We start from the raw sequence: 24,911 nt of genomic DNA, 5'->3' as shown, positions 1-24,911 counted from the left end.
TGAGCCAACATCGACGAGAGGTACGGGAAATGCGAAAGAAGACGCTGATGGCGCTGATGTTCAGCGCCACGCTGGCGGTGTCGGCAGCCGTGTCGCCAATGGCCGCCGCTCACGCGAGTGAGGCTCCGCAGGACGCGGGTTCGGCCGGGATCGCCATGAAAATCAGCACGAAGGGTCTCGCCGACTGCCCAATCGATCACATCTGCGTGTGGGAGAACACCAATTTCTCCGGAAGGATGGGCGCCTTCCCGCCCGTCTTCACCGGTGAATGTCGCACCTTCTCCATCGGATATCTCTCGGCCTACAACCGTACCGTTTGGCGCGAGCGGCTCTGGCGATCGTCGAGTTGCACCGGTGGCAATGTCATCATCTACCCTGGCGGTCAATTGATCCTCGCGAACAGAAGCTACTCCGTCGGCGCGTGGCCGTAAGCCGGCGCACTGGCACACTTGCCGACGTGGTCGACTGGTACACGCAGGACAACGTGGGTGGCGGCGTCATCCGGGTCTCGGAACCGCACGTCAACGAACTGGTGTCGGCGAACCTCTGGTGGTTGCGCGGCACCGATCGTGACATCGTGGTCGACGCCGGGCTCGGTGTCGTCGCCCTGCGGGAGGCGATTCCGGCCATGTTCGAGCGCGATCCCATGGTCCTGCTCACCCACGCGCACCTGGATCATGTCGGTGGGGCGTCCGAGTTCGGTGACCGGGCCGCCCATCCCGCGGAGGCGGGGGTGCTGGCGGCGGGTGTACCGGGGAGTCTGTACGGCGCGGAGCTCTACGACAAGTTGGGGATCGACGCGGCGGGAGAACCGGTCCCCGAGCTCATGATCGACATCCTGCCGGATCCCGGCTACGACCCGGCCGCCTACCGCGTCGAACCCATGACCCTGAGCCGCATGCTCGACGACGGCGACCGGATCGACCTGGGCGGCCGGGTGCTGACGGTGCTGCACCTTCCCGGCCACACACCGGGAAGCATCGCCCTGTTGGAGGAGCGTACCGGGACCCTGTACTCCGGCGACATCGTCTACGAGGGTGCCCTGATCGACACCCTGCCCAACTCCGACGTGGCCGCCTACCGGCACAGCATGGAGTTCCTCGCCGACCTCGACGTGTCCGTCGTCCATCCCGGCCACGGTCACAGTTTCGGCCGGACCCGCCTTCGGCAGTTGGCCGGGGCCTACCTGCGCGGGACATCCTGAGCCGCGTCGAGAGCGAGCGCTATCGCGCCCATGAGCGGTGCGTCGTGGACGAAGCGGGCGGCCACGATCTCCGGGGGGAACGGGACGGCCCGCGCGGTCAGTGCCGAGATCCGGGGCAGGATGTGCCGCGCCGCCGACATCATGCCGCCCCCGATGACGACCCGCTGCGGGTCGACGGCGATGCACAGGTTGGCGACGGCCGCCGCGAGCGCGTCGACGGCGGTGTCCAGCAGGGCCGCGATGTCCGGGCGGTCGACGAGGTCGAACAGCTCGGAGACGGTGGTGATGTCGCGCCCCAGCAGGGCCGCGCCGCGCGTGGCGAGCGCGCCTCCCGACGCCATTTCCTCCAGCGGCGCGTTCCCGGTGGCGAAGCACCGGGTCGGATCCGCGCCGAGCAGGTAGCCGATCTCGCCGGCGGCACCGTGTGCCCCGGTCAGCACCCGGCCGCCCGCGATCAGCGCGCCGCCGAGGCCGGTGCCCAGGTTCAGGTAGATACCCAGGTCCACCCCGCGCAGCGCACCCCAGCGCAGTTCGGCGGTCGCGGCGGCGTTGACGTCGTTGTGGACCACGACCGGCGTCGCGTCGAACTCCTCGCGCAACAGCCGGGGCAGCTCCAGACCGTCCCACCCGGGCACGTTGGGCGCCAACCGGATCCGGTCCCGCGACACGACGCCGAACGTCGACACGCCGACGGCCGTCGGCCGGCGGGTCAGCGTCCGGGCCGCGGCGAGCGCCCGCTCCACCACCTGCGCGGCCCCGGCCGGCGCCAGGGTCGGCAGGCGCAGGGTGTCGCGGAGCGGAGGTCCACCATCAGCGGTGGCCAGCGCCACCTTGGTGCCGCCGAAGTCGATGCCGAGAACACTCACCGTTCTCCCCTTGCGAGGGGGCTTCGCCACCCTCGCGCTCCCCTGAACCGATTCATCGTGGTTGGCCGCGCCTGGCGAGCGAATCGATGGCCACCGCGACCGCGAGCACCGCGGCGGTCACCATGTAGCGCACCGACGAGTCCACGTTCAGCAGCAGCATGCCGTTGGTGATGGACTGGATGACGAGGATGCCCAGGAGCGCGGCGTAGGCCCGTCCCCGGCCGCCGAACAGGGAGACGCCGCCGATGACCGCGGCCGCGATCGCCATCAGCAGCGTGTCGCTGCTGCCCGAACTCTGGTTCACCGCGGCCAGCCGGCTGGCGGCGAGGATCCCGCCGAACGCCGCCAGGGCCGAACCGCCGACGAACGCGAGAATCCGGATCCGCGTCACGTGGATGCCGGCCCGCCGGGCGGCCTCCGCGTTGCCGCCCACCGCGTACACGTGCCGGCCGAAGGTGGTGTGCCGCAGCACGAGGTCGGCGGTCACCACGAGAGCGGCGAAGATGAGCAGCAGCAGCGGCACGCCCCGGTCGGCCGACAGGACGGCGGCCACGGCGGCCAGTGCGGCCGCGAGGCCGACCAGCCGGAGCACCACCCACCGCGCCGGCGACACGGGCAGCCCGGCGGCCCGCCGGAGCCGGCGTTCGATCAGGGTGCTGCCGGTCCGGATCCCGACGATCAGGACGACGAGAAGCCAGCCGGCCCACGGCGGTAACCAGGTGTCGCTCAGTTTCGCCACCGGACCGTCGAACGGCAGGTTGATCGTTCCGCCCCGGCCGAGGAGGTACAGCATGAGTCCCTGCCAGCCGATGAGGCCGGCGAGGGTCACCACGAACGACGGCATGCGCAACTGGGTGAACATCCAGCCGTGCAGCGCGCCGATGAGCGCGGCCGCGGCGAGGGCGACGGCGATGGCCGCGGCCGGGTGCCACCCGTGGCGGACGTACAGGATCGTCATCACCACCGCGCACAGCCCGCTGACCGAGCCGGCCGAGAGGTCGATCTCGCCGAGCAGGATCACCAGGATGAGACCGAGCGAGATGGTGCCGGTCGCGGCCATCTGCAGAGCCAGGTTGGTGAGGTTCTCGGCGGAGAGGAAGTGCTCGTTGAGCGTCCCGAAGACCACCGCGATCGCGGCCAGCCCACCGACCACCGGCCACGACCCGAGGTCCACGTCGCGAAGCTTCACTGCGACCCACCCCCGGTGATCGCGGCGACGACGGTCTCCGGTGCGGTGCCCTCGGTCGGGAACTCGCCGGCGTTGCGGCCGAGCCGCAACACGACGATCCGGTCGCTGACCGCCCGGACGTCGGCGAGGTTGTGCGAGATCAGCAGGACCGCCAGGCCGCGCTCGCGCAGCCGCCGGATCAGCGCGAGCACCTGGGCGGTCTGCTCGACGCCGAGAGCGGCCGTCGGCTCGTCCAGGATGACCACGCTCGGGTCCCCGATCAGGGCCCGCGCGATCGCCACCGACTGCCGCTGCCCGCCCGACAGCATGGCGACCGGCACACCGATGTCCCGGATGCGGACGTCCAACGAGGACAGCAGGTCACGGGCGGTCCGTTCCATCCGGATGTGGCGCAGCAACGACCACCGGTGCCGCTCGGCGCCCAGGAACAGGTTGCCGACGACGTCGAGGTTCTCGCACAACGCAAGATCCTGGTGGACGGTGGACACCCCGATCCGCTGGGCGTCCTGCGGGTGGTTGACCCGCACCGGATGCCCGTCCCGTTCGATCCTGCCCTCGTCCGGCGCGACGACGCCGGAGATGACCTTGACCAGCGTCGACTTGCCCGCGCCGTTGTCGCCGACCAGCGCGACCACCTCGCCGGCACGCAGGTCCAGGCTCACCCCGTCGAGAGCCTGGACCGCGTTGTAACGCTTGGAGACGGCGACCGCCGAGAGCATTACTGGATGCCCGCCTTGGCGCACGCCGCCGCGACCTCAGCGGTGCAGATCTCGGACGCCTTGTAGAAGCCGTCCTTGACGATGGTCTCCTTGACCTTGTCGGCGGTGACCGGGATCGGGTCGAGGAGGAACGACGGGATGGCCGCGGTTCCGTTGTTGACCGTCGTCGGCGCCGCGGGCTTCTCCCCCCGACCCAACGCGACGGCCAGTTCGGCCGCCTTCTCCGCCTCGGCGCGGATGTTCAGGTAGATGGTCATGTACTGCTCGCCGGTCAGGATCCGCTGGACGGCGGCGAGTTCGGCGTCCTGCCCGGTGATCGGCGGGAGGGTGGGGAAGCCGGCCCGCTTCATCGCCGCGATCGCGCCGCTGGCCATGCCGTCGTTGGCCGACAGGACGCCGACGATGCTGTCGCGCCCCAGGGCCGTGATGGCCTGTTCCATCTCCTGCTGGGCCTTGTCCGGGCTCCAGTCCGGGGTGTCGAACTCCCGGCCGATCTGGACCTTCCCGTCGAGCACCTTGTGCGCGCCGGTCTTGTAGTCGGCCGAACTGGGGTCGGTCGGCGCGCCGTTGATCATCACGATCTTGCCCTTGTCGACCGTCCCGGCCTTCGTCATGGCATCGAGCAGCGCCTGGCCCTGCATCTCGCCGACCCGGACGTTGTTGAACGACACGTAGTACTCGTACGAGATCGCCGAGATGAGCCGGTCGTACGCGATCACCGGGACCTTCTTCTGCTTGGCCTGGTTGACCAGCGACGCGACGGCGCTGGCGTCGACGGCGTCGAGCACGAGCACGTCGGCGCCCTGGGCAAGGGCGGCCTCGACCTGCTGTTGCTGCTTGGCCGCGTCCTGGTCGGCGTTCTGGTACAGCAGCTTGCAGTCGGCGCACAACGCCTTGACCTTGGCCTCGAACAGCGGCCGGTCGAACGCCTCGTAGCGGGTCGTCTTGGACTCGGGAAGGAACAGGGCGATGGTCGGCGCGTCCTTGTCGCCGGAGTCCCCGGCGGTCGAACCCTCACCGCAACCGCTGATCAGCGTTATCGCGACCAGGGCGGCGGCGAGCCAGCTGGTTCTCATGAGGTGCCTCCTGAGCCTCGGTGGTGCTGAGCATCGTGGGGCATGCGCCGGGCTTTTGGCTAGGACCTTTACGAATTTGATAAGAGACCTTTTCGAATGACTGTGGCAGGCTGGGCCGGTGCAGATCACCGGAACCGCCAGCACGACCAGCGTGTTACGCGTGATGAACTCCCGCGCCGTCTTCGCCGAGGTGTTCCGCCTCGGCAAGGCGTCGCGGCCCGAGCTGGCACAGGCCACCGGCCTGTCCAAGCCGACGGTGGCGCTGGCGCTCACCCATCTCGAACGGGCCGGCCTGCTGCGCCAGGTGGGCCAGCGCGCCGGAGCCGCCGGACGCTCCGCGCTGCTGTACGAGGTCCGGCCGCAGGCCGGCTGGGTGCTCGCCGTCGACGTCGGCCGCGGTTACGTGCGGGTCGCCATCGCCGACCTGCTCGGCGCGATCGTCGCCCGCACGGACCGGCCTTCGCGCGGCTCCCGCGCGTCGACCCTGGCCGCCCAGCTCATCCGCCTCGCCGACGAACTGGCCGCCGAGGTGGGCATCGCCCGGTCCGACATCACGCTCACGGTTTTCGGGACGCCCGGCGTCCACGACCCGCAGACCGGGGCGCTCCGTTCGGCACCCAACCTCCCCGGCTGGGACCGTCCCGGCGCGGTCGACCGCCTCGCCGAGGTGGCCGGTGCGCCGTTCGTGGTGGAGAACGACGTCGACCTCGCCGCGGTCGGTGAGGGAGCGTACGGGCTGGGCGTGGGCATCGCCCACTTCGTCTACGTGTCGATCGGCACCGGAACCGGCATGGGCATCATGATCGACGGCAGGCTGTACCGCGGGTTCCGCGGCGCGGCGGGCGAGGTCGGCTACCTACCCGTCGCGGAGGGCGACCCGTTGCAGGACGAGCCGGCGTCGCGCAAACGCGGCATGTTCGAATCGGTGGCCTCCGCCGACGGCATCGTCTCCCTCGCCCGCCGCCTCGGGATGACCGCCGCGGTCACCGCCAAGGACGTGTTCGACGCCGCGCGGGCCGGCGACCCCACCGCCACGCGGGCGGTGCTCCACGAGGCCGACCACGTCGCCCACGCCCTGGCCGCCGTCACCGCGATCCTGGATCCCGAACTGGTCGTGCTCGGCGGCGGCATCGGCAGCCAGGGCGGAGACCTGCTGACCGGCCCCGTCCGGGACCGGCTCACCAGCCTGGTCGCACTGGTCCCGCCCCGGATCGAGGTCTCCGTGCTCGGCGCCGACGCCGTGCTCCGCGGCGCACTCGCCGTCGGCCTCACCGCCGCCCGCGACCTGGTGCTCAACCGCGCCGCCAGCCTCTGACGGGCCGGCGGACGACCGTGTAACGACTACCGCCAGGCTTCGGCGTCCCGGCAGACGGTGCCCGGCGTCGAGCCCCACACGACGGCACCGGTGGGGTCGACGTAGCAGTCGGCGCTCTGTTCCGACAGACCGCGGCGCGACCAACCCTGGCTCCGGGCGATCTCCGTGCCGGCGCTGTCGTAGGCGACCAGTACGGTCTCGTCGACCTCGACGTCACCGTCGGCGATCACGACGAAGGTGCCGTCGGCGACGTTGGCGGCGGTTTGCCTGCCGTTTCCGTGGTCGAGCACCACGCGGGCGACGCGGCTGCTGACCCGTCCGGCGGTGGCGAAGTAGTCGCTGGTTCCGTGGGCCTCCATCGACGTGGCGCCGCCGATCTCGATGGCGCCGGGCATCCAGTTGGAGACGACGCGGCGGGTCATCGAACGGCTGCCGTTGCCGGGTTCGTTGAAGCAGTACAGGGCCCCGCCCTCGGTGGTGAAGACGACGGCGACGTTTCCGTTGCGGCTGACGAGGTTGGCCAGGCGGAGGTCGTCGGGGAGCGCGGGTTCGAGGTCGGTGTGGACACGGTTGTCCTCGATGCACTGGTCGGCGGCCCGCTGGATCTCGGGCGCGATGGCGCCGCCGGCGTAGGCGAGCGCGGCGGCCGGCCCGTTGTCCCGGCCGGGCAGGAATGCGGGTACGACCGCGACCGCGCCGGCGGTGACCCCCGCGGCAACGACCGCGGCGGCGGCGAACCGCACGACGCGCCGGTGCCGACCGCTGCGCCGGGGTGTGTCGATCGCGGCCAGCAGGCCGGCCCGCATGCGTTCCTGCCGGCCGGAGGGCAGGTCCCGGGACTCGGGCAGTTCGACGATCATGATGTCTCCTCGGGGTCGGCGTGGTCGGCGAGGGTGGCACGGGCCCGGCTGACGCGGGACCGCACGGAGGCTTCGGTGATGCCGAGTTGTTCTGCGGCGTCGCGGTAGGACACGCCCGACCACACGCACAGGGCCAGTGCCTCGCGCTGCCCGCGGGGTAGCCGGTTGACGTGGCGCAGGATGGCGTGCATCCGGCGTTCGTCGTCGATGCGGCCGGCGATGTCGTCGGTGGGGTCGGTGTCGTCGGCCGGGGTGACGGGCTGTCGGCGCAGCGCGGTGAGCCACCGCCGCGCCGCGCGTTGGTGGTCGCGGACGGTGAACGTCGCGACCGTGAGCAGCCAGGGCAGGGCGGAGTCGTGGGAGAGGTGTATTTCGGCGCGGCGGCGCCAGGCGGTGAGGAACGTCAGCTGGGTGACGTCCTCGGCGTCGGACCAGGAACCGCACAGCCGGAAGCAGTGGTTGTACACCGCGCGGACGTGCCGGTCGAACAGGGTCGCGAACGCGGCCCCGTCGCCGCCGGCCCACAGCTGCCGGTCAGTCGGGTGGAGGTCTGTCATCACACCTGTTAGTGGCCGGCGGCGGGGTCCGTGTTGCGCGCCGCATGCGGTGCCGGGGTCCGCCGGGTTCTGGAATACTGGCATCGCTTGATGGGACGGCGCCGGGAGGTGGGCGCGTGCGGCCGATTCGACAACCCAACGGCGAAGAGGAACCGAACGGTGGTGGCGGCGGCGGTCCGCCACCTCCACCGCCGATCCGGCACCTGGATCTGAACATGATCTGCGTCGGCTTCGAGGATTTCACCGCCGCCGACGTGGCGAACATGAACAACGCGATCCAGGTGACGCGGGCCATCTACGCCACCGTCCGGCTGAACGTGCGTAACGTCAGCTTCTGGCAGATCTCGGTGGCCGAAGCAGGCTCGCACACCGTGATCGACAGCCAGAGCGAGGCGGAGGATCTGACGTCGGACTGGACGGTCGGCAACGACTCCCTCGACGTCTTCGTGGTCCGGGCGATGAACGGCGCCGACGGCTGGTCGGCGATCGACGGGAGCTGCGACAAGAACTCCAAGGGCATGACCGGAGCGGTGGTGTCGTTGAACGGTAGCGCGAGCAACATCGCCAACACCCTCGCGCACGAGGTCGGGCACTATCTCGGTCTCGAACACGTGCCCGACTCGGGGAACTTCATCGGCGGCGGGGGTTCGTCGAACAGCTTCACCGGGATCTTCACCTGGCAGGGGACCATCATGCGACGCCACTGCTTCGTACGAAGCTGAACAGGACGGGGGTGTGCGATGCCGGATCGTCTCGATGCGATGTTCCAGACCAGCCACCGGTTGGACGGCGCGGTCGTCGGGTCGCTGACCGCCGCCGACCTCGACCAGCTTCGGGAGATCGTGTCCGGTGCACAACCGAACCCGTTCCGGGTCCGGGCCATGGAGGCCCTGGTCGTGGCCGCTGCCCCCGACGCACCGCAGCTGCTCGGCGTCGTGGTGGCCGACCCGGGCGAAGACCCGGCCGTCCGCGCCGCCGCCGCGTCCCAACTGGCCGGGACCGGCCGCCCGGAGGCGGAGGATCTGCTCCTCCGGGCACTGCCGGCGGCCGCACCGGTGGTCGTCCGCGCCAAGATCGTGGGCGGGCTGGCCCGCGTCGGCAGCCGGTTCTCCCTCCCGGAACTCGACCGGCTGGCCGGCGACCCCGAACCGGCGGTGAGTCGGCTGGCCACGTTCGGCCGGCTGGTGATCTCCTACCGCGCCGGGCTTCCGGGACACGAGGTGCCGCCGCCCGGACCCGACGACGTCCAGGAGGTCGACGCCCGGCAGTCGACGCCGGTGCTCGTCGGCCGGGCGGCCGTCGAGGAGACGGCGGCCACGCTCGCGAGCCTGCGCACCGACACCTTCGGGCTGTCGTTGTCGGGCCGGGTCGGGCTGCGGATCGAGTGCGGCCTGGCCCGCCTGGTCGTGACGTTCTCCGAGGACTTCCTCCGCCGCGGGGCCGCCGGCCCGTTGCGGCAGCCCATGATGCCCGGCCTGGTCGCGCAGCGCGCCCCCGACGGCAGCTACTCGGCCCGGATGGTCCTGCTCGCCGGACCGCAGGACGACGGCGGATTCCACATCGCTGTCTACCGCACCGACGGCAACCAGATGATGTTCGGACTCGGTACCCCCGACCGGGAGGGCGCCCGTTTCGACCTGAAGTCGGTGCGCGGCAGGGGGAACGTACCGGTCCTCCTCCGCGGTCGGATCCAGAGCTCGGAGATCGTGTTCACCGCGGCCGCGTCCTCCCCGCAGGTCACCGACAAGAGCGCGCCGAGGCCGCTGGAACTCTGATCACCTGCCTATCCCTGACCCGACGAGACGATGCGCCACGGGCCGTCGACGCCCTGGCGGCGCAGGTAGTACGACTCCCCCACGCGGCCATTGGCCCGCCCGGCCGCCGCCTCGTCGAACACCTCGATCGTGAACTGGGCACCGACCCGAACAGTGCCATCGTCGGCGTGCGCCTCGGCGCCGGGGACTCCGGACGTGAGGTTCACACCGTCGACGCCACGCACGTTGCAGGCGAATGAAGGCACTCCGTTCGGCGGCGGATACAACTCGGCGGCAGTGTCCGCATCATGAGCGTCGAGGGCGCGTAGGTATGTTCGGACGACATCCTCCGGGGTCGCGTTGTCAGGCGGCACGTCCACAGATGTGAACGACACCGCGCCCACCACACAGCCCCACTTCGCGGGGAAGGCCACCCGAATTCCGGCCACTACCGATGCGGCAAGTACCAGGATCAATACCAGTGCGTGGACACGTCGCAGGCGCGCCGACCGGGTGCGCGGATTCGAGGTATCGATCGACATGTCGACATCCTAGGGAACCTGGACGCCTCGGGCGGTGTCCATCTCTGCATGTTGCGCGGTTCATTCGCGGCATGCCTGATCCTGGCCACCGGCGCGCTCACCGTCGGCTGCACCTCCGGCACGCCCCAACCCCCACCGCCCCCGGCGGTCACCGCGCCGGCGCAGGCCGGGCTGGCGATGGCGGTCCCGCGGGCGTCCCATACCGCGACGCCGCTGCCCGGCGGCCGCGTGCTGATCGTCGGTGGCTGCGTGGTGGACCACTGCGACGGCCCCGCCGGAGCCGACAGCGAACTGTTCGACCCGACGACCGGCCGGTTCACGCCCGGCGCGCCGCTGTCCGTGCCGCGGGCCGGGCACACCGCGACGGCCCTGACCGACGGCCGCGTCCTCGTGGTCGGCGGGTTCTCCGGCGAACGGCTGCCGCCGCTCGCCAGCGCCGAGGTGTACGACCCGGCGACCGGCCGGTTCGAGCCGACCGGTGCGGTGTCGGTGCGCCGCGCCGAGCACACGGCCACCCGCCTGCGGGACGGGCGGGTACTCATCGCCGGCGGCGCGAACGGCACGAACGTCCTCGCCGCCGCGGAGCTCTACGACCCGGCGACCGGCCGGTTCAGCGCCGCCGCGGCACTGCCCGGTCCGCGGTCGATCCACGGCGCGGCCCTGCTCGCCGACGGCCGGGTGCTCGTCGCCGGCGGCCAGTCCGCGCGCGGCACGCTGGTCGACACGGCGGCGATCTACGATCCGGCCACCGACTCCTGGCGCGACGCCGGCCGGCTCGACACGCCGAAGTACAAGCTGGCCGTCGCCCCGCTGCCGGACGGCGGTGCCCTGGTCGTGGGCGGCCAGACCGCCGACGACCCGCAGGCCCGGCTCGCCCGCACCGAACGCTTCGACCCGCGCTCCGGCACGTTCCGGCCGGGCCCGCAGATGTCCGAGCCGCGGTACAAGATCTCCGAATCGGTGGTCGCCCTGGCCGACGGCCGGGTCGTGATCGCCGGCGGGTACGGCGTCGACACGTACGCCGACGGCTCCCTGCGCGCGCTGGGACCGGTTCCCGGCCCGGAACGGCAGTTCCCGGCGGTGGCCGCACTCCCCGACGGCCGCATCCTCATCACCGGTGGGTACGACGACCGCACGTTCCTCACGGCAACCGCCGTCGTGATCCAGCCGTAGCCCGCCATTAGGCTGCGTCGATGAGCGACGCAGCCTTCTCGACACTGACCCGTGGCCACGGCCGGCGGGCGCCCGAGTCGACGTTCACCGAGGTGACCGACCGCATCAGCCGATGGCTGCTCGCCGTCGAGGCGGCCGGTCTGGCCGACGCGTTCGACGAGGCCGTCCACGACGCGGGCGTCACGCTGCCGTTCCACGAACTGCGGTCCCTGACGGAGCCGGCCCGGGCGGCCTGCCGCGCGGCCGCCGCGCCGTCGGCGGCCTTCGGGGAACTGCTGGCGAGGCTGGAGACGCGGCTGGGCGCGGCGCTGCCGCCGTCGCTGGTGGGCTTCTGGGAGTTGCGCGAGCGCAGCCCGGAGTGGCGGAGCCTGGTGGGCGCCCTCGTCCGGCCGAGGATCTTCGAACCGTCCTGCTACCTCGACCACGACCTGGGGGCGGCGTACCGGTTGTCGATCGCGGTCACGCGCAACTCGATGTCGCCGGTGCACGAGACGCTGGAGGACGAGTACGTCGAGTGGTTCGCCGAGACCGACGAGGCCAAGCGGGCGACGGCGGCCACCTGGCGGGATTTCGCGGTGGGCGACAGCGTCATGCTCGACCCCGAGATCCGGTACTCGCTGATCGAGATCGGCTCGGATCACGGCGAGTGGGTCGAGGTGGTCAGCGACTGGCGCGACGGGTCCGGCGAGTCGCCCATCTTCCGGGCCGGAGACGACTACGAGGGCGACGCCGATCTGCTGGCCACCACCGTCCCGGAATGGCTCGGCCTCGAAATCGACGTGACGCTCGCCCGGCTCACGCGGTATGACGACTTCCGGATGGTTGCCAGCGGTGCGGCGGCCCTCGCCGGTCAGAACTGGAAATAACCCGGGACGATCTCCGAGATGACGCCGTCGGCCGACCGGCGACGGCGGATGCCGCACGCAGACCACGTCCATCCGCCGGTACTGCGCGGGATCTCCGTACATGTACCCGTCGCCCGTGGGCACCAGGATCGACAGTTCGTCGCCGCCGGTGAGCCGGGTGAAGTCGTCGCCGAGCGTCAACAGGTACCGGTGACCGTCCAGCAGCGGCGCCCCCTCGAAGCGGGCCGGCGGGTTGCCACCGACCCTGGACCGGACCGCCCCCTCCTCATCCGTGCTGATGGCCAGGTACCACGGTTGGCCGTCGGGGCCGAGCGGGTGGTCAGGCGGCACGTCGACAGCCTCTCCGGCGGCGCGCCGGAGACGCGGCCAGATCGGCCGACGCCCCCGGCATCACGGTTTCCATTCAGCACTCGGTCATGAGCGTCACCGTAATGGTCTCCATGATGATGGAGGTCAACACCGGGGACGCCTCCGGAACCGCGACGTCTGGCGTCGCCGCCACCTCGTCCAGCGAGGCGTAGGCGTCCGCGCCACCGAGCAGGGTCTCGATGCTCAAGATTCTCACCTCCTTCCGTTTTGCGTAGTGTCGGCAACCGTAAGGGCGGCGGAGAGGACGCAGAAAGAGCAGGCGACCTACTCAGGGGACGCGCCGTCGCGTCGTCGCATACTCAGACGATGACCGAACCAGTGGGCAACGCCTATGTCGGAAGCCCGGTGCCGCGCCGTGAGGACGCGCGGCTGCTCGCCGGGCGCGGTCGGTTCGTGGGCGGTCTGCGGCTGCCGGACATGGTTCACGCGTACGTGGTCCGCAGCCCGGTGGCGCACGCCCGGGTGACGGGCTACGACCTGTCGGCCGCCCGCGCCGCCGACGGGGTGGTGGACGTCATCGGCGTGCGCGACGCGTCGGATCTGCGGTTGCCGTGCGTGTCGCCGGGGCCGGGACAACGCGAACTGTCCTACCCGCTGCTGGACGACGTGGTCCGCTACGTCGGTCAGCCGCTCGCGGTCGTGGTGGCGGGTACCCCGGCCGCGGCCCGCGACGCCGCCGACCTCGTCACCGTGGACTACGACGAACTGCCGCCGGCGATCGGTGTCGAGCACGCGGTGGATCCGGACGCGCCGCGGCTGTACCCCGACTGGGGGACCAACGTGGCCACGGACTTCGAGGTCGGTGACCCGCGCGGCGACTGTGCCGCGGCGGCCCACGACGCGGCACACGTCGTCGACATGACCTTCCGGTTCGGGCGGGCTTCGCCGTACCCGCTGGAGCCCCGCGCGATCGTCGCGTCGTATGCCGAGGAGACACTGACGATCCGGGCGTCCACCCAGGCACCGCACCACGTGCGCGATCACGCCGCCGACCTGTTCGGCCTGCGGTACGACCGGGTGCGGGTGATCAGCCGGGAGACCGGAGGCGGGTTCGGCGCCAAGGAGCACCTGTACCCGGACGAGGCGCTCGTCTGCCTGGCGGCGATCCGGACCGGTCGACCCGTCCGCTGGTCCGAGGAGCCCGCCGACCGCCTGGTCGCCACGCTGCCCGCCCGCGCCGCCGTCCACCGCGGAATCCTTGCCATGGACGCCGACGGGCGCTTCGTCGCGTTGTACGCCGACGTGCTCGCCGATCTCGGCGCGCACCCGGCCAACTGCGGCATCGCCCCCGCCGCGGTCTCGGCGACGATGCTGCCGGGCCCGTACCGCTTCGACCGGGTCGGTGCCCGGGTGCGGGGCGCGGTCACCACCAGCACACCCACCGGCTCGTACCGCGGGTTCGGTCAACCCGAAGCCGCCTGGACCCGCGAACGGCTGATCGACGAGGCCGCCCGCCGCGCCGGGATCGACCCGGTCGAACTGCGGCTACGCAACATGATCGGCCCCGACGAGCTGCCGTACACCACCCGCACGTGGCAGGACTACGACTCCGGCGACTACCCGCGGGTCCTGCGCACCTTGCGCGACAGCGTCGTCGCGCCGCACCGCGACGACGGACGCCGGCGCGGCATCGGGTTCGCCTGCCACGTCGAGACGACCGGCATGGGCCCGTCCATGGGGATGAAGGCGATCGGGATCCAGGCCGGTGGCTTCGAGACCGCGGTCGTCCAGATGGAGCCCGACGCGTCGGTGGTGGTCTCCGCCGGCGTGGTCGGCATCGGGCAGGGCATCGAAACGGCCCTCGCGCAGATCGCCGCCGACCACGTCGGTGTCGCCCTCGACGACGTGCGGGTGGTGCTCGGTGACACCACGACCACGCCGTACTCCTCGATCGGGTCGATCGCCAGCCGGGCGCTCGCGGTCAGCGGAGGAGCTCTCACCCGCGCCGCGGCACAACTGCGCACCCGGATCCTGGAGATCGCCGGGCACCAGCTCGAGGTCGACCCGGCCGATCTGGAGATCGTCGACTCCACCGTGCGGGTCAAGGGCACCCCGCAGGTCGCCCGGACGCTGCGTGAGATCGCCACCGCGGCCTGGCGCGGATGGGACCTTCCCGACGGCAGCACACCGGGTCTGCTGGAACGGGTCTCCTACGAACCGGTCGCCTACACCTACGCCTGCGGCGCGCACGCGGCGGCCGTGGCCGTCGACCCGGCCACCGGTGCGGTGGAGGTCGAGGGCTACTGGCTGGTCAACGACTCGGGTGTCCTGGTCAACCCGGCGATCGTGGCGGGCCAGCTCCGCGGCGCGGTGGCGCAGGGCATCGGGATGGCCCTGTTCGAGGAGATCGGGTACACACCCGACGGCCAACCGAACGCGAGCTACGACCTTCCGACCACGCGCGAGGTGCCCGACATCAACGTGACGACGCTGGAGACGCCCTCGCCCCGGACACCCGGTGGCATGAAGGGAGTCGGTGAGGGCGGCACGGTCAGCTCGACCGCGGCGGTCGGCAACGCGGTCGCCGCCGCGCTGCCGGAGATCGCCGATCGCATCACCGACACACCGATGACGCCGTACGCACTGTGGCGTCTTCCCCGCCACGCGTCGAGCCCCGGGCAGTAGGTGGCCGCCTCGACCGTCGAGCACGCGCTGACCCGCCGCGAACGCCTCCGGGAACACGACGGTTGCCAGGCATCACGGCGTCGGCGGAGTGTCCGGCCTACGCATCACGGCAAAGAAATTACCGTTGTTGCCGAGCACGTTCACGAGCTCCCATGCCTGGCTCTCCAGCGCCTCGACGGCCGCCAGTAGGCGTGGCATCACGAACCGGTTCTCCTTGCCTCGGGCGTCTCCGTAGACGAAAAGATACCGGTGCGGATACGCACGGAAGTTGATGTGACCGTCAAGCACGTCGTTGGCGGAAAAGCGCCGCATCTCCGTGGGGTCTTCCCGTTGCCACATGGTTCGCGAGCGTACGCGAACCCCGATGCCGTTCCGCGCGGGCGAACGAGACCGGGGCGACGCGCTACGCGGTGGTTGTCAGGTGAGCAGGTGCAGGACTCGTTCGGCCTGTTGATCCCGGGCGGCTGGCGGGTTGCGGCGTTCGGCGGGGCCGCCGGGTCGGAGCAGGTGGAGCCAGAAGATGGCGAACAGCCGACGAGCGTCCAGCAGCCGGTCGAGGTCGAGGTCGAACGTCGCGAGGAACCGGGTCTGAGGTAGTTGGCCAGGTTCGGGTCGGTGTGACCCAACACCGTGCAGGCGGCGGGGCCGAGGCGGAGCCGGGTGAGGAAGGAACGGGCGGCACGGGCGGCCTCGCCGGCTGAGCCCGGCAGGTCCAGGCCAGCCATGCGCCCGGTCATCAGCGCATGAATCTCGGCGGGGTGGTGCCGGCGGGCGGGAAGGTCGACCGCCGGTACCGACCACAACCGGCGCAGCGCTTCGGCCAACGCGGCCTGCTGCTCGAGGTCCACGATGCCGGTCAGCGGGCTGCCGGGCAGCATGCTCATCACGACGAAGGGCGGATCGGCGTCCAGATCGGGACATCGCGCGAACACGCGACGCAGTACCGTCCACTCGCGCACGTGTTCTCCACGCGACCACGACACGTACCGCTTGGTCACCCGCCCTCGACCGACGACGAGATGATGCGTATGCGTCACCGATCGAAGCTAGCCGAGACCGTTGTCAAGGGATCATGCCGCGATCGGGTTCGGGTGGATGCCTGTGCCGTACTCGTATTGCAGGCCGTTGTCCGCGATGAACTGCGCCACGTGCGGCAACACGGAGTGGGAGCTGATCTTGCTCACAGCCATCCCGCGGACCTTCCGGTTGAGTTTGGCGGATGCGCTTGTCACCGCCGGCCAGTTCCACTCGGCTGGGTCACCGAGACGCGGGATGCTCGCCGCCCAGGCCCGGGCCCGCTTCTCCGAGTTGTGATTGGTATGGCTCCATCGCAGTTCGTCCCGGTAGCGACCGCCGTACTGGAGCTGAATCAATCCCCAGCCTTCGCACGTATACCGGAACGTACCGCGCTCAGAAACACCGGGCAGGAAGTCGATCCGCCTTCGGATGGGTTCCGGACCCGACCCGAGGACGAACAACTGCAGGAATCGAGCGCGCCGTGGTCAGAAGGTGGCGATCGGGTTGACCGGACTGCCCGACGTGCCGGCGAAGCGGACCGGCGCGACCGCGAGCTGGAAGTCCCACTGGTCGAGTTCGGCGGCGGTCGACGCGCACGCCTCGAGGTCGCAGTTGTCGAGCAGCCACAGGCCCATCGCGACGAGGCTCACGGCGTGAACGGGCATCAGCACGTCGTCGTAGCCGGACGGTTGGACGTCCTGGGGGGTGTCGGCGCCGATCAGCGCGACCTCCCGTTCGCGCAGCCACGGTAGGCAGGACGCGTGCCAGCCGGCCTGGGTGATACCACCGGACGGACCGGACTCGTGCCGGGCGCGGCCATGGCCGGTGCGCAGGAGCACCGCGTCGCCGGATCGCACCCGCACACCCTGGCGACGCTCGGCCGCCTCGAGGTCGTCGGGAAACACACCCTCCCCCGGTTCCAACCACGGCACATCGCGGACCTGCGCGACGTCCAGCAGCACGCCACGCGTGACGATCCCGTTCGCGGCCGCCGTAACGGCCGCCCACGCCGATCCCATTTCGGCGTCGACCAACGAGTGCGACCGCCCGTTGTACATCGTGCCGTCCCAGAAGATGTGGCACGGCGAGTCGAGGTGGGTGATGGTGTTGCCGTGGAACATGATGCCGAGCCGCTCATTCGAGAAGCCCCAGCGCCGGTCGGCCTGGAAGGCGGCCGGCATGTGCTCGGCACCCGGCATGTCGACGGCGGACGGGCACGCCGTCGTCGACCGTTCCATCTCGTCTGGTACGGCGACTTCCCATCCGCACGACACGCTCCGGCCGTGGCGCACGGCCCGCGCCGCCGCCAGCCGGACGTCGTCGGTGATGTGGTTCAGGGTTCCGCGCTGGTCGTCGTCGCCCCATCGTCCCCAGTTCGACAGCGTGTCGAAGTATCCGAGCACGTCGTCCTGCGAGGGAACAGTCATCCCGGAACCTTACCCGTAGGGTGGTGACGATGCGGCGACCGACACTGTTCCTGACGGTGGGACTCCCCTGCACCGGGAAAACCACCGCCGCCCGGCGCATCGAGGTCGAGCACGACGCACTTCGTCTCACGAAGGACGAGTGGGTGAAGGCGCTCTACGGGCCCGAGAACCCGCCGTCGGCCGGGGACGTCATCGAAGGACGGCTCATCCGGATCGGGCTGCGCGTCCTCGAACTGGGCACCAACGTCGTGATCGACTTCGGCCTCTGGAGTCGGGACGAGCGCTCCGCGCTCCGCCAGGCGGCGGCAGACCTGGGCGCGGCGGTGCAGCTGCGCTACTTCGAACTCACGCCGGCCGAACAGCGGAGGAGACTCGACCAGCGGCAGGCCGACGCGCCGGACACGACGTGGCCCATATCCGACGAGGAACTCGTCGAGTGGACCGCCCGGATCGAAATCCCCACGCGAGGCGAACTCGACGGCAGTGAACCCGTCGGCGACCCACCGGCCGGATTCGCGACCTGGGACGGGTGGCGCGGACACCGCTGGCCACCGTCAGTCTCCTGACGCCTGCTGGCGCCACTCCGCCTGCGCGGCCGCGTGCCACTGCGCGCGCCGGCGGGTGAACAGCTCCGCCGCGCGGACGCCGCTCCAGCGGGCCGGCAGCAGGGTGGTCGGCAGGGCGGGATCGACGCGCGGGAACCGCCGCCACGCGTGGACCAACTGGACGGTCCGGACCATGGCGTCTCCCGACCCGTCCCCGCTGTACTCGGCGAGGAACTGTTCGTACCCCTCCTCCAGCGCGTCGAGGTCCCAGGCCTGCCGCACCATCGCGTCCAGCGGACCGCCGGCGTGGTGCTCGGCGAGAAAGATCTGGCCGTCGTCGAGGCCCGCCTCGTGCAGCACCCGCTCGGCTTCCTTCGCCCGGTCGACATGGGTGCTGATCCACACGCCCGGGGCGGGACTGCCGAACCCGGCCCACATCATCCGGGTGCGCAACACGTGCCGGGCGGCCCGGTCGGTCTGCGGCGCGCGGGCGAGCACGATCAGCCACCGGCCGTCCCAGCCGGCCTGCGACGCCTGGAAGCCGTAGATCCGTTCGGCGCCCTCGCTGAGGAACTGCTCCCCCTTCGCGGTCAGCCGCCACAGGGTGCGCCGCCCCACCCGCCGCGCGTGCAGGAGGCCGTCGGCCGCCGTGCGCATCAACGCCTGCCTGGCCGCCTTCTCCTCCACGCCGAGGCGACCGAGGACGTCGATGAAGGCGGCCGTGAGTGCCGCGCCGCCGGACGGGAGGAGGAACTCGCCGAGGACCGTCAGCAGCAGCCCCGGTGCGCTGTCGGCACCGGCGGCGTGCCGTCGGGACGCGACGGACGCCTCGTCGTCATTCGTCCTCGGCAAATCAGCCGGCCTTCAGCAGTTGCCGGGCGGCCTCGCGGAGTTCGACCCGGCGGACCTTGCCGGTCGCGGTCGTGGGGTAGCTGTCGACGAAGACGACGCGGCGGGGACGTTTGAACGACTCGATGCCTTCGCGGCAGTGGTCGACGAGTTCGTGTTCGGTGACGGTGCTGCCGGGCCGGCTGACGACGTAGGCCACCGGCTTGTCGAGCCCGTCGGCGTCGGGGGCGCCGACGACAACGGCCTGCGCGACGGCGGGATGGGTGAGCAACCGGTTCTCGACCTCCAACGGAGCGACCCAGATGCCGCTGACCTTCAGCATGTCACCGGTGCGGCCGAGGCACGTGTAGTAGCCGTCGTCGCCGCGCACGTAGGTGTCGCCGGTGCGCAGCCATTCGCCCTGGAACACCTGCCGGGACGCCGCGTAGCGGGACCAGTATCCGGTGGCGGTGGAGTCGCCGCGGACGAACAGCGTGCCCGGTGTGCCGTTGGGTGCCTCGTGGCCCTGCTCGTCGAGGATGCGCAGGTCGTATCCGGGCACCGCGACGCCCGTCGTCCCGGGCAGGACCGCGCCGGGTCGGTTGGACAGGAAGATGTGCAGCATCTCGGTCATGCCGATTCCGTCGATGACGTCGACGCCGAAGTGCGAGGTCCACCGCCGGTACAGCTCCGCGGGCAACGGCTCGCCGGCCGAGGCGGCGAGCCGGACGTCGGGTAGGGCGTCGGCGGGCAGCCCGGTGCGGAGCATGCCGGCGAAGAACGTGGGTCCGCCGAAGAACAGGGTCGCGCTGTACTTCTGGGCGCAGGCGGCGATCGTGTCGGGCTTCGACGGTGCCGGTTCGAGGACGGCCGTCGCACCGACCGACAACGGGAACAGGACGGAGTTGCCGAGGCCGTAGGCGAAGAACGCCTTGGCCGCGGACAGGCACCGGTCGTCGGGCCGGATGCCCAGAACCTGCCGGGCGTAGGTCTCGCAGACGACGGGAATGGAGCCGTGCCGGTGCATGGCGGCCTTCGGCCGGCCGGTGGTGCCCGAGGTGTAGAGCCAGAACGCGGGCGAGTCGGCCGCGGTCGGATACACCTCGTCGTCCGGGTCGCCGGCGGCCAGTTCCCCGAGTTCCTGCGGGCCGAGGAGCCGCTCCAGTTCCGGCGCGCCGGCCGCACCGGCGGCCGCCAGGGTCGCGAACTCCGCTGTGGTGGCGAGGAACCGGGCCCGGGAGTCGCGGAGCAACTCGACGAGTCCGTCGGTGCGCACCATCGTCGACACCGGCACGGGAACGGCGCCGATGCGCAGCGCCGCCAGGAACACGGTGACGAACTCGGGCGAGTCCGCCATGACCATGAGCAGCCGCTGTTCGGGCCGCAGGCCGGCCCGGCGCAGGCCGCCGGCGGTTCGCCGGACGCGGTCGTGCAACTCGGCGTAGGTCGTCTCGCCCGCGACACCGGCGAGCGCGATCCGGTCGCCGCCGCCTTCGCCTTCGTCGAGGCGGCGGTCGAGGAGATAGATGCTGGCATTGGTCATGGCGGCACCGTCCCGGGTCAGGAGAGGTGGACGTAGTCGTAGTCGAACGGCTTGCCGTTGATGCCCTGCCGGGGCGGCGCGATCCAGGCGGCGATCCTGCCGCGCTCGTACACCGGCCGCATCAGCGACCGGACGTGGGTCTTGTCGACGTCGGTCGGCAACCACCGGCCCTTGCCACGCTCCCACTCCTCCGTGGTGAGGCCCTTGCCGTCGGGGGTCGCCTCGATTCCGGCGAACGCGCCGACCTTCCGGTTGAAGGCGACGTGCGGCAGCCGCAGCCGCTGCGGCATGCCCGCCTCGTCCAGGATCCTGTTCCACCGGTTGACGCCGTTCTGGCAGTCGCCGATGTACTCGCGGCGCAGGTCGCTGTTGAGACCGACGAGCGCGGCGACCTCGGTCTGTCCGATCTCGCCGTCGGCCGTGACGGCGTCGACCATGACCGAGTCGTTGGTGAGCGTGTGGTCGTCGTGGCGGCGCTCCTCGGACCAGCGGCCCTTCAATCCGGACGTGTAGTAGTTGCCGACGTTTGTCGACGTCTCCGAGCCGAACAGGTCCAACGAGACCGAGTAGTGGAAGTTGAGGTACTTCTGCAGCACGGTCAGCGGGATGCCGCCGTGCGGGCCGACGTCGTCGGTGTCGTGCTCGACCATGAGCTGCACGGTCCGCTCCACCACGCGGTCGATGCCGGTGGTGCCGACGAACATGTGGTGCGACTCCTCCTTCAACATGAACTCGCACGTGCGCGACAACGGGTCGAACGCCGACTCCTTCAGCGTGCCCAGCTGGTACTTGCCGTCGCGGTCGGTGAAGTACGTGAACATGAAGAACGACAGCCAGTCCGGGGTCTCCTCGTTGAACGCGCCGAGGATGCGCGGCGCCTCCTCGCTGCCGGAGTTGCGGTGCAGCAACTCCTCGGCCTCCTCGCGTCCGTCGCGGCCGAAGTAGGCGTGCAGGAGATACACCATCGCCCAGAGGTGGCGTCCCTCTTCGACGTTGACCTGGAACAGGTTGCGCAGATCGTAGAGGCTCGGCGCGGTGGCGCCCAGATTGCGTTGCTGCTCAACGGATGCCGGTTCGGTGTCACCCTGGATCACGATGAGGCGTTGCAGCTCGGAGCGGTACTCGCCGGGCACCTTCTGCCAGACCGGTTCGTTGCGGTGCTGGCCGAAGGCGACCCGTCGGTCGTGCTTGCGGTCGGCGAGGAAGATGCCCCACCGGTAGTCGCGCATCGCGACGTGCCCGAAGTGCGCCCACCCCTCCCGGCCGACGTTGACCGCCGTGCGCAGGTACACGTCCTCGGTGGGCAGCGTCGGGCCCATCGAGTCCCACCACCGCAGGAAGTTCGGCTGCCACGACTCCAACGCGCGCTGGAGCCGGCGGTCCTCGTGCAGGTCGACGTTGTTGGGAATCTTGTCGCTGTAGTCGGCGGCGGTCATCGGCTCACACTCGCTTCCGGTCGAAGTCGGCACGCTGGCCGGTGCCGAACTTGCGCAGCGCCCCGTCCGGCCCGGACGCGTTGGGCCGATGGAAGATCCAGTTCTGCCAGCCGGCCAGCCGGCCGAAGATCTTCGTCTCGACCGTCTCCGGCCCGACGAAGCGGAAATTCGCCTCCATGCCGGTCAACGCGTCGGGGCTGAAGCTGGCCCGCTCCTCGACGGCCATGCGGATCTCGTCGGCCCAGTCGATGTCGTCGGGTGCGAACGTCACCAGGCCCAGCCGTTCGGCGTCCTCGGCTTCCAATGCCTTCCCGGCGGCGGCCTCCACCGCGGCGAAACCGCTTGGGTCGCCGTAGAACCGGGTCTGTAGACGGGTGAGGTCGTTGCCCATCGGCACCGGGCCGAGGTTCATCGGCCCGACCGTCACCGTCGCCGGTTCCGCGTCGGCCGGGCCGTCCTCGAACACACCCGCCAGGTGGTAGACGCGGTCCGCCGCGAGGGCGAGCTCGAACAGCGAACCGGCGAAACAGCTTCCCGGTTCGACGAAGGCGAGCAGGCTGCGGCTGGTGACGTCGAGGCGTTTGAGCGTGCGCTTGAGGTAGAGCAGAATCTCGTTGGCCAGCCAGTCGTCGCGGTTGGCCAGCAGCAGAGCATCGTAGGCCAGCACCCGCGCCGGGTCGCCCTCGGTCCGCAGCACCCAGGTGCCCAGCTCGGTCTCGTTGGTGCGCAGGTCGAGAATCAGGTCGTCGAGTTCGCGCGTCACGGCGAGGGTCCAGAAGTCGGCGCCCTGGAGGTGCACATCGGCCGGCGGGTCCGTTTCCGGCCCCTGCACGGTGATCTCGACGCAGCCCCGGTCGTGGTCCAGCACGGCGCGCACGTGGCGGTAGGTGATGGCATCGGTGGTGCGGGACTTCTCCAGCGGCGTCAACGCGACGCCGTCTGCGGTGTCGGGTCGGGTGGAGCGGGCGGCGAACTCCGCCGCGCGGGCCGCCACCTTCTCGGCCCACTGCGGACGGCTGACCGCTTCGTCGACGAGGCGCCACGCCACGGCGCGACGACCGCCGACGCCCTCGGACTTGGTGGCGAAGTAGTCGGCGAGGTCGCGGCGCACGTGCCGCTTGTCGACGACCCGGGTCAGGCCGCCGGTTCCCGGCAGGACGCCGAGCAGCGGCAGTTCCGGCAGCGACACCATCGACGACCGGTCGTCGACCAGCATGATGTGCTCGCACGCGAGCGCCAGCTCGTACCCACCACCCGAGGCGGTGCCGTTCACCGCGGCGATCCACGTCTGACCCGAGTGCGCGCTGGCGTCCTCGATGCTGTTGCGGGTCTCGTTGGTGAACTTGCAGAAGTTCACCTTCCACGCGTGCGGCGACGCCGCCAGCATCCGGATGTTCGCACCGGCGCAGAAGATGCGGTCCTTGCCGGAGGTCATCACGACGGCCCGCACCCGCGGATGTTCGAACCGCAGCCTCTGGACCGCGTCGTAGAGCTCGATGTCGACGCCGAGGTCGTAGGAGTTGAGCTTCAGTTCGTAGCCGGGCACGAGTCCGCCCTGCTCGTCCACGTCCATCGCGAGCGTGGCCACCGCACCGTCGACGCTCAGCCGCCAGTGCCGGTACTGCCCAGGGTCGGTCCGGAACTCGACGGTCATGGGGGGTCGCCTTCCTGCCGGCGTCCCCTAAATACTACAAACCTGCGTCCATCCGTCAACTGTATGTAGCATTTAAGCGATATTCACAGGGTGATCAACTGCGCGTCCGGGAATCGCGGTGACGGACGCCGCAGCAGGCCGTCGTCGTGGCCGCGCAGGGTCAGGTCCAGGAACGAGCGCAGGTACGCACGGACCGTGCGCAACGAGGCCACCGGGTCGATGGTGCCGATGAAGCCGGCCACCTGCTCCGGCGGGAAGCCCGCCGGACCGGCGAGCTGGGGGACCAACACCTGGAAGTCGGTGAACGACAGGTGCCCGGAATCGCGCAGGTTCACCGCGGCCCGGAACCCGTGCAGCCGCACCCACAGGTCGTGCAGGGTCGGGTCGAGGGTGGTGTCGTGGCCCTGGCCCAGGAAGAACAGGAACGGCTTGTCCGAGCCGTTCCACAACGGCGGGCCGAAGATGGCGCCGTCGAGGTTCGCGCCGGCCCGCACGCGCGGGTCGGTCAGCAGGTGTGCCGACGTGGCGCCGCCGAGCGAGTGCCCGATCACCGCCAGCCGACCCAGATCCAGCGCACCGGCCAGGCCCGCCGGCAACGGCCCGCCCTCCACCGACGGGTTCCGGCCGGCGTCCACAGTGGACAGATGGTCCAGCGTGAAGAGCACGTCGGCCGTCCGCAGCCCGACCAACAGGACGTCGTCGTCGGGTAGGCCGGCCGTCACCACGTGGCCGTCCGGGAACTGCACCTCCCCGGCGTCGTGCGGATGGTCCACGGTGACCACCAGGTATCCGTGGCTGACCAGATCCTCCACCAGTACCGTGGCGCTGTCCCGGTCGAGGCCGCCCCCGGGCGAGAAGATCACCACCGGGTACGGCGCGGCCGCGTGCCGCACCCGGGCACCGATCCGACCGTGCGTACGGGGTACGGCGAGCACGTCGAGCGGCAGCCCGTTGCCCTCCCCGAACGTGCGCCAGGCCGCCGGCAGGAGCCAGTCGGCGCGCGGCTGCCCGGATCCCGGGTGCGCCGGGTACCAGATGCTCACCATGAAGTCGCGGAACGGGATTCCGGGCACCACGGGGTCGGGGCGGGACGGGTCACGCAGGTGCAGCGGCAGCACGCCGACCGCGAACCGGCCGGTGGGCCCGGGCAGCAACAGCGGAGTCGGCCGGGCCGGGCCCGGGCGGGTGGCCGCGCCGACGCGGGTCGGGGCCACCAACGGGACGGCGAACGCGGCGGTCGCCGCGGTGGACAGGAACGAGCGCCGGGACAGCATGCTGCCCGGCATGTCCGGGTGGGACATCTCTCTCCTCCGTAGCAAATCGGTGTGGGTGGTATTCGCGCCGGA

General features: G+C 71.0%; 26 protein-coding genes. 10 read left to right on the top strand and 16 right to left on the bottom strand.

Features of this window, described 5'->3' with window-relative positions:
* Nucleotides 1-29 precede the first annotated feature (29 nt).
* Entirely contained in the window at nucleotides 30-431 is a 402-nt protein-coding gene (locus Vau01_RS21490; RefSeq protein ID WP_203995708.1) for a peptidase inhibitor family I36 protein, read from the top strand.
* Nucleotides 432-457: 26 nt separating this feature from the next.
* Nucleotides 458-1,204, top strand: a complete 747-nt coding sequence (locus Vau01_RS21485; protein WP_203995707.1) for an MBL fold metallo-hydrolase — start codon at nucleotides 458-460, stop codon at nucleotides 1,202-1,204.
* Here Vau01_RS21485 and Vau01_RS21480 read toward each other — a convergent pair.
* Genes Vau01_RS21480 through Vau01_RS21465 form a run of 4 tightly spaced genes read right to left on the bottom strand, consistent with a single transcriptional unit; the run spans nucleotide 1,183 to nucleotide 5,054 of the window.
* Nucleotides 1,183-2,070, bottom strand: coding sequence for an ROK family protein (locus Vau01_RS21480; RefSeq protein ID WP_203995703.1), 888 nt, complete (start codon nucleotides 2,068-2,070; stop codon nucleotides 1,183-1,185). The two genes, Vau01_RS21485 and Vau01_RS21480, sit on opposite strands and share 22 nt — an antisense overlap.
* A 52-nt stretch (nucleotides 2,071-2,122) precedes the next feature.
* Entirely contained in the window at nucleotides 2,123-3,259 is a 1,137-nt protein-coding gene (locus Vau01_RS21475) for a sugar ABC transporter permease (protein ID WP_203995702.1), read from the bottom strand.
* Complete coding sequence (locus tag Vau01_RS21470) at nucleotides 3,256-3,978, bottom strand: ATP-binding cassette domain-containing protein (RefSeq protein WP_203995701.1); 723 nt, start codon at nucleotides 3,976-3,978, stop codon at nucleotides 3,256-3,258. Before Vau01_RS21470 ends, Vau01_RS21475 begins: the two co-directional genes overlap by 4 nt.
* Nucleotides 3,978-5,054, bottom strand: a complete 1,077-nt coding sequence (locus Vau01_RS21465) for a sugar ABC transporter substrate-binding protein (protein ID WP_203995699.1) — start codon at nucleotides 5,052-5,054, stop codon at nucleotides 3,978-3,980. Before Vau01_RS21465 ends, Vau01_RS21470 begins: the two co-directional genes overlap by 1 nt.
* A 118-nt stretch (nucleotides 5,055-5,172) precedes the next feature.
* On the opposite strand from Vau01_RS21465, the gene Vau01_RS21460 reads away from it, so the two are divergent.
* Nucleotides 5,173-6,369, top strand: coding sequence for an ROK family transcriptional regulator (locus Vau01_RS21460; RefSeq protein WP_203995697.1), 1,197 nt, complete (start codon nucleotides 5,173-5,175; stop codon nucleotides 6,367-6,369).
* Between the two features lie 26 nt (nucleotides 6,370-6,395).
* Here Vau01_RS21460 and Vau01_RS21455 read toward each other — a convergent pair whose 3' ends face one another.
* Nucleotides 6,396-7,229, bottom strand: coding sequence for a hypothetical protein (locus Vau01_RS21455; protein WP_203995695.1), 834 nt, complete (start codon nucleotides 7,227-7,229; stop codon nucleotides 6,396-6,398).
* The gene (locus Vau01_RS21450; RefSeq protein WP_239151757.1) at nucleotides 7,226-7,786 is read right to left on the bottom strand and encodes an RNA polymerase sigma factor; all 561 of its coding nucleotides are present in this window, start codon (nucleotides 7,784-7,786) and stop codon (nucleotides 7,226-7,228) included. Before Vau01_RS21450 ends, Vau01_RS21455 begins: the two co-directional genes overlap by 4 nt.
* Before the next feature lie 116 nt (nucleotides 7,787-7,902).
* Between Vau01_RS21450 and Vau01_RS21445 the strand changes: the two genes are divergently transcribed.
* Together Vau01_RS21445 and Vau01_RS21440 are read left to right on the top strand one after the other, a co-directional pair.
* The gene (locus tag Vau01_RS21445; protein ID WP_203995691.1) at nucleotides 7,903-8,508 is read left to right on the top strand and encodes a zinc-dependent metalloprotease family protein; all 606 of its coding nucleotides are present in this window, start codon (nucleotides 7,903-7,905) and stop codon (nucleotides 8,506-8,508) included.
* An 18-nt stretch (nucleotides 8,509-8,526) separates the two neighbouring features.
* Nucleotides 8,527-9,561 carry a HEAT repeat domain-containing protein gene (locus tag Vau01_RS21440; RefSeq protein ID WP_203995689.1) on the top strand — a complete coding sequence of 345 codons (1,035 nt, stop codon included), beginning with the start codon at nucleotides 8,527-8,529 and terminating at the stop codon, nucleotides 9,559-9,561.
* Nucleotides 9,562-9,569: 8 nt separating this feature from the next.
* Here Vau01_RS21440 and Vau01_RS21435 read toward each other — a convergent pair whose 3' ends face one another.
* Nucleotides 9,570-10,082 carry a hypothetical protein gene (locus Vau01_RS21435; RefSeq protein ID WP_203995687.1) on the bottom strand — a complete coding sequence of 171 codons (513 nt, stop codon included), beginning with the start codon at nucleotides 10,080-10,082 and terminating at the stop codon, nucleotides 9,570-9,572.
* 48 nt (nucleotides 10,083-10,130) lie between these two features.
* Between Vau01_RS21435 and Vau01_RS21430 the strand changes: the two genes are divergently transcribed.
* Entirely contained in the window at nucleotides 10,131-11,255 is a 1,125-nt protein-coding gene (locus tag Vau01_RS21430) for a Kelch repeat-containing protein (protein ID WP_203995686.1), read from the top strand.
* A 20-nt stretch (nucleotides 11,256-11,275) separates the two neighbouring features.
* Nucleotides 11,276-12,121 (top strand): hypothetical protein, encoded by an 846-nt coding sequence (locus Vau01_RS21425; RefSeq protein WP_203995685.1) that lies wholly within the window; start codon nucleotides 11,276-11,278, stop codon nucleotides 12,119-12,121.
* Between the two features lie 403 nt (nucleotides 12,122-12,524).
* Here the strand turns inward: Vau01_RS21425 and Vau01_RS21420 are convergent, their stop codons facing one another.
* Nucleotides 12,525-12,677, bottom strand: coding sequence for an LxmA leader domain family RiPP (locus Vau01_RS21420; protein WP_203995684.1), 153 nt, complete (start codon nucleotides 12,675-12,677; stop codon nucleotides 12,525-12,527).
* Between the two features lie 119 nt (nucleotides 12,678-12,796).
* Between Vau01_RS21420 and Vau01_RS21415 the strand changes: the two genes are divergently transcribed.
* Entirely contained in the window at nucleotides 12,797-15,115 is a 2,319-nt protein-coding gene (locus tag Vau01_RS21415) for a xanthine dehydrogenase family protein molybdopterin-binding subunit (RefSeq protein WP_203995681.1), read from the top strand.
* Nucleotides 15,116-15,187: 72 nt separating this feature from the next.
* On the opposite strand, the gene Vau01_RS21410 is transcribed toward Vau01_RS21415, so the two are convergent.
* Nucleotides 15,188-15,454 carry a hypothetical protein gene (locus Vau01_RS21410; protein ID WP_203995673.1) on the bottom strand — a complete coding sequence of 89 codons (267 nt, stop codon included), beginning with the start codon at nucleotides 15,452-15,454 and terminating at the stop codon, nucleotides 15,188-15,190.
* A 90-nt stretch (nucleotides 15,455-15,544) separates the two neighbouring features.
* Between Vau01_RS21410 and Vau01_RS21405 the strand changes: the two genes are divergently transcribed.
* Nucleotides 15,545-15,712: a hypothetical protein gene (locus Vau01_RS21405; RefSeq protein ID WP_203995671.1), complete on the top strand. Its 168-nt coding sequence runs from the start codon at nucleotides 15,545-15,547 to the stop codon at nucleotides 15,710-15,712.
* A gap of 473 nt (nucleotides 15,713-16,185) precedes the next feature.
* Here Vau01_RS21405 and Vau01_RS21400 read toward each other — a convergent pair whose 3' ends face one another.
* Complete coding sequence (locus Vau01_RS21400) at nucleotides 16,186-16,593, bottom strand: hypothetical protein (RefSeq protein WP_203995669.1); 408 nt, start codon at nucleotides 16,591-16,593, stop codon at nucleotides 16,186-16,188.
* Between the two features lie 24 nt (nucleotides 16,594-16,617).
* Complete coding sequence (locus Vau01_RS21395; protein WP_203995667.1) at nucleotides 16,618-17,559, bottom strand: cyclase family protein; 942 nt, start codon at nucleotides 17,557-17,559, stop codon at nucleotides 16,618-16,620.
* A gap of 29 nt (nucleotides 17,560-17,588) precedes the next feature.
* On the opposite strand from Vau01_RS21395, the gene Vau01_RS21390 reads away from it, so the two are divergent.
* On the top strand, nucleotides 17,589-18,125 hold the full coding sequence (locus Vau01_RS21390) for a P-loop nucleotide/nucleoside kinase family protein (RefSeq protein ID WP_203995665.1): 537 nt from the start codon (nucleotides 17,589-17,591) through the stop codon (nucleotides 18,123-18,125).
* Here the strand turns inward: Vau01_RS21390 and Vau01_RS21385 are convergent.
* From Vau01_RS21385 to Vau01_RS21365, 5 genes are all read right to left on the bottom strand, one after another.
* A complete protein-coding gene (locus Vau01_RS21385; RefSeq protein ID WP_203995663.1) occupies nucleotides 18,114-18,956 on the bottom strand; it encodes a PaaX family transcriptional regulator in 843 nt (280 codons plus the stop codon). The two genes, Vau01_RS21390 and Vau01_RS21385, sit on opposite strands and share 12 nt — an antisense overlap.
* A 1-nt stretch (nucleotide 18,957) precedes the next feature.
* Entirely contained in the window at nucleotides 18,958-20,475 is a 1,518-nt protein-coding gene (locus Vau01_RS21380; RefSeq protein WP_203995661.1) for a benzoate-CoA ligase family protein, read from the bottom strand.
* A 17-nt stretch (nucleotides 20,476-20,492) separates the two neighbouring features.
* On the bottom strand, nucleotides 20,493-21,911 hold the full coding sequence (gene boxB, locus Vau01_RS21375; RefSeq protein WP_203995659.1) for a benzoyl-CoA 2,3-epoxidase subunit BoxB: 1,419 nt from the start codon (nucleotides 21,909-21,911) through the stop codon (nucleotides 20,493-20,495).
* 4 nt (nucleotides 21,912-21,915) lie between these two features.
* Nucleotides 21,916-23,565 carry a 2,3-epoxybenzoyl-CoA dihydrolase gene (boxC, locus tag Vau01_RS21370; RefSeq protein WP_203995652.1) on the bottom strand — a complete coding sequence of 550 codons (1,650 nt, stop codon included), beginning with the start codon at nucleotides 23,563-23,565 and terminating at the stop codon, nucleotides 21,916-21,918.
* 83 nt (nucleotides 23,566-23,648) lie between these two features.
* On the bottom strand, nucleotides 23,649-24,866 hold the full coding sequence (locus Vau01_RS21365) for an alpha/beta hydrolase family protein (RefSeq protein WP_203995651.1): 1,218 nt from the start codon (nucleotides 24,864-24,866) through the stop codon (nucleotides 23,649-23,651).
* Nucleotides 24,867-24,911: the final 45 nt, after the last annotated feature.

The sequence above is a fragment of the Virgisporangium aurantiacum genome, assembly GCF_016863635.1.
Taxonomy (GTDB): Bacteria; Actinomycetota; Actinomycetes; order Mycobacteriales; family Micromonosporaceae; genus Virgisporangium; species Virgisporangium aurantiacum.
This window is presented reverse-complemented; position numbering and strand designations above follow the sequence as displayed.

What these genes read in the sequence shown, in the direction of transcription:
- Vau01_RS21365 (WP_203995651.1), bottom strand. Translation starts at nt 24,866, where the DNA reads ATGTCCCACCCGGACATGCCGGGCAGCATGCTGTCCCGGCGCTCGTTC.
- Vau01_RS21425 (WP_203995685.1), top strand. Translation starts at nt 11,276, where the DNA reads ATGAGCGACGCAGCCTTCTCGACACTGACCCGTGGCCACGGCCGGCGG.
- Vau01_RS21415 (WP_203995681.1), top strand. Translation starts at nt 12,797, where the DNA reads ATGACCGAACCAGTGGGCAACGCCTATGTCGGAAGCCCGGTGCCGCGC.
- Vau01_RS21430 (WP_203995686.1), top strand. Translation starts at nt 10,131, where the DNA reads ATGTTGCGCGGTTCATTCGCGGCATGCCTGATCCTGGCCACCGGCGCG.
- Vau01_RS21395 (WP_203995667.1), bottom strand. Translation starts at nt 17,559, where the DNA reads ATGACTGTTCCCTCGCAGGACGACGTGCTCGGATACTTCGACACGCTG.
- Vau01_RS21490 (WP_203995708.1), top strand. Translation starts at nt 30, where the DNA reads ATGCGAAAGAAGACGCTGATGGCGCTGATGTTCAGCGCCACGCTGGCG.
- Vau01_RS21380 (WP_203995661.1), bottom strand. Translation starts at nt 20,475, where the DNA reads ATGACCAATGCCAGCATCTATCTCCTCGACCGCCGCCTCGACGAAGGC.
- Vau01_RS21435 (WP_203995687.1), bottom strand. Translation starts at nt 10,082, where the DNA reads ATGTCGATCGATACCTCGAATCCGCGCACCCGGTCGGCGCGCCTGCGA.
- Vau01_RS21450 (WP_239151757.1), bottom strand. Translation starts at nt 7,786, where the DNA reads ATGACAGACCTCCACCCGACTGACCGGCAGCTGTGGGCCGGCGGCGAC.
- Vau01_RS21440 (WP_203995689.1), top strand. Translation starts at nt 8,527, where the DNA reads ATGCCGGATCGTCTCGATGCGATGTTCCAGACCAGCCACCGGTTGGAC.
- Vau01_RS21465 (WP_203995699.1), bottom strand. Translation starts at nt 5,054, where the DNA reads ATGAGAACCAGCTGGCTCGCCGCCGCCCTGGTCGCGATAACGCTGATC.
- Vau01_RS21455 (WP_203995695.1), bottom strand. Translation starts at nt 7,229, where the DNA reads ATGATCGTCGAACTGCCCGAGTCCCGGGACCTGCCCTCCGGCCGGCAG.
- boxC (WP_203995652.1), bottom strand. Translation starts at nt 23,565, where the DNA reads ATGACCGTCGAGTTCCGGACCGACCCTGGGCAGTACCGGCACTGGCGG.
- boxB (WP_203995659.1), bottom strand. Translation starts at nt 21,911, where the DNA reads ATGACCGCCGCCGACTACAGCGACAAGATTCCCAACAACGTCGACCTG.
- Vau01_RS21470 (WP_203995701.1), bottom strand. Translation starts at nt 3,978, where the DNA reads ATGCTCTCGGCGGTCGCCGTCTCCAAGCGTTACAACGCGGTCCAGGCT.
- Vau01_RS21410 (WP_203995673.1), bottom strand. Translation starts at nt 15,454, where the DNA reads ATGTGGCAACGGGAAGACCCCACGGAGATGCGGCGCTTTTCCGCCAAC.
- Vau01_RS21390 (WP_203995665.1), top strand. Translation starts at nt 17,589, where the DNA reads ATGCGGCGACCGACACTGTTCCTGACGGTGGGACTCCCCTGCACCGGG.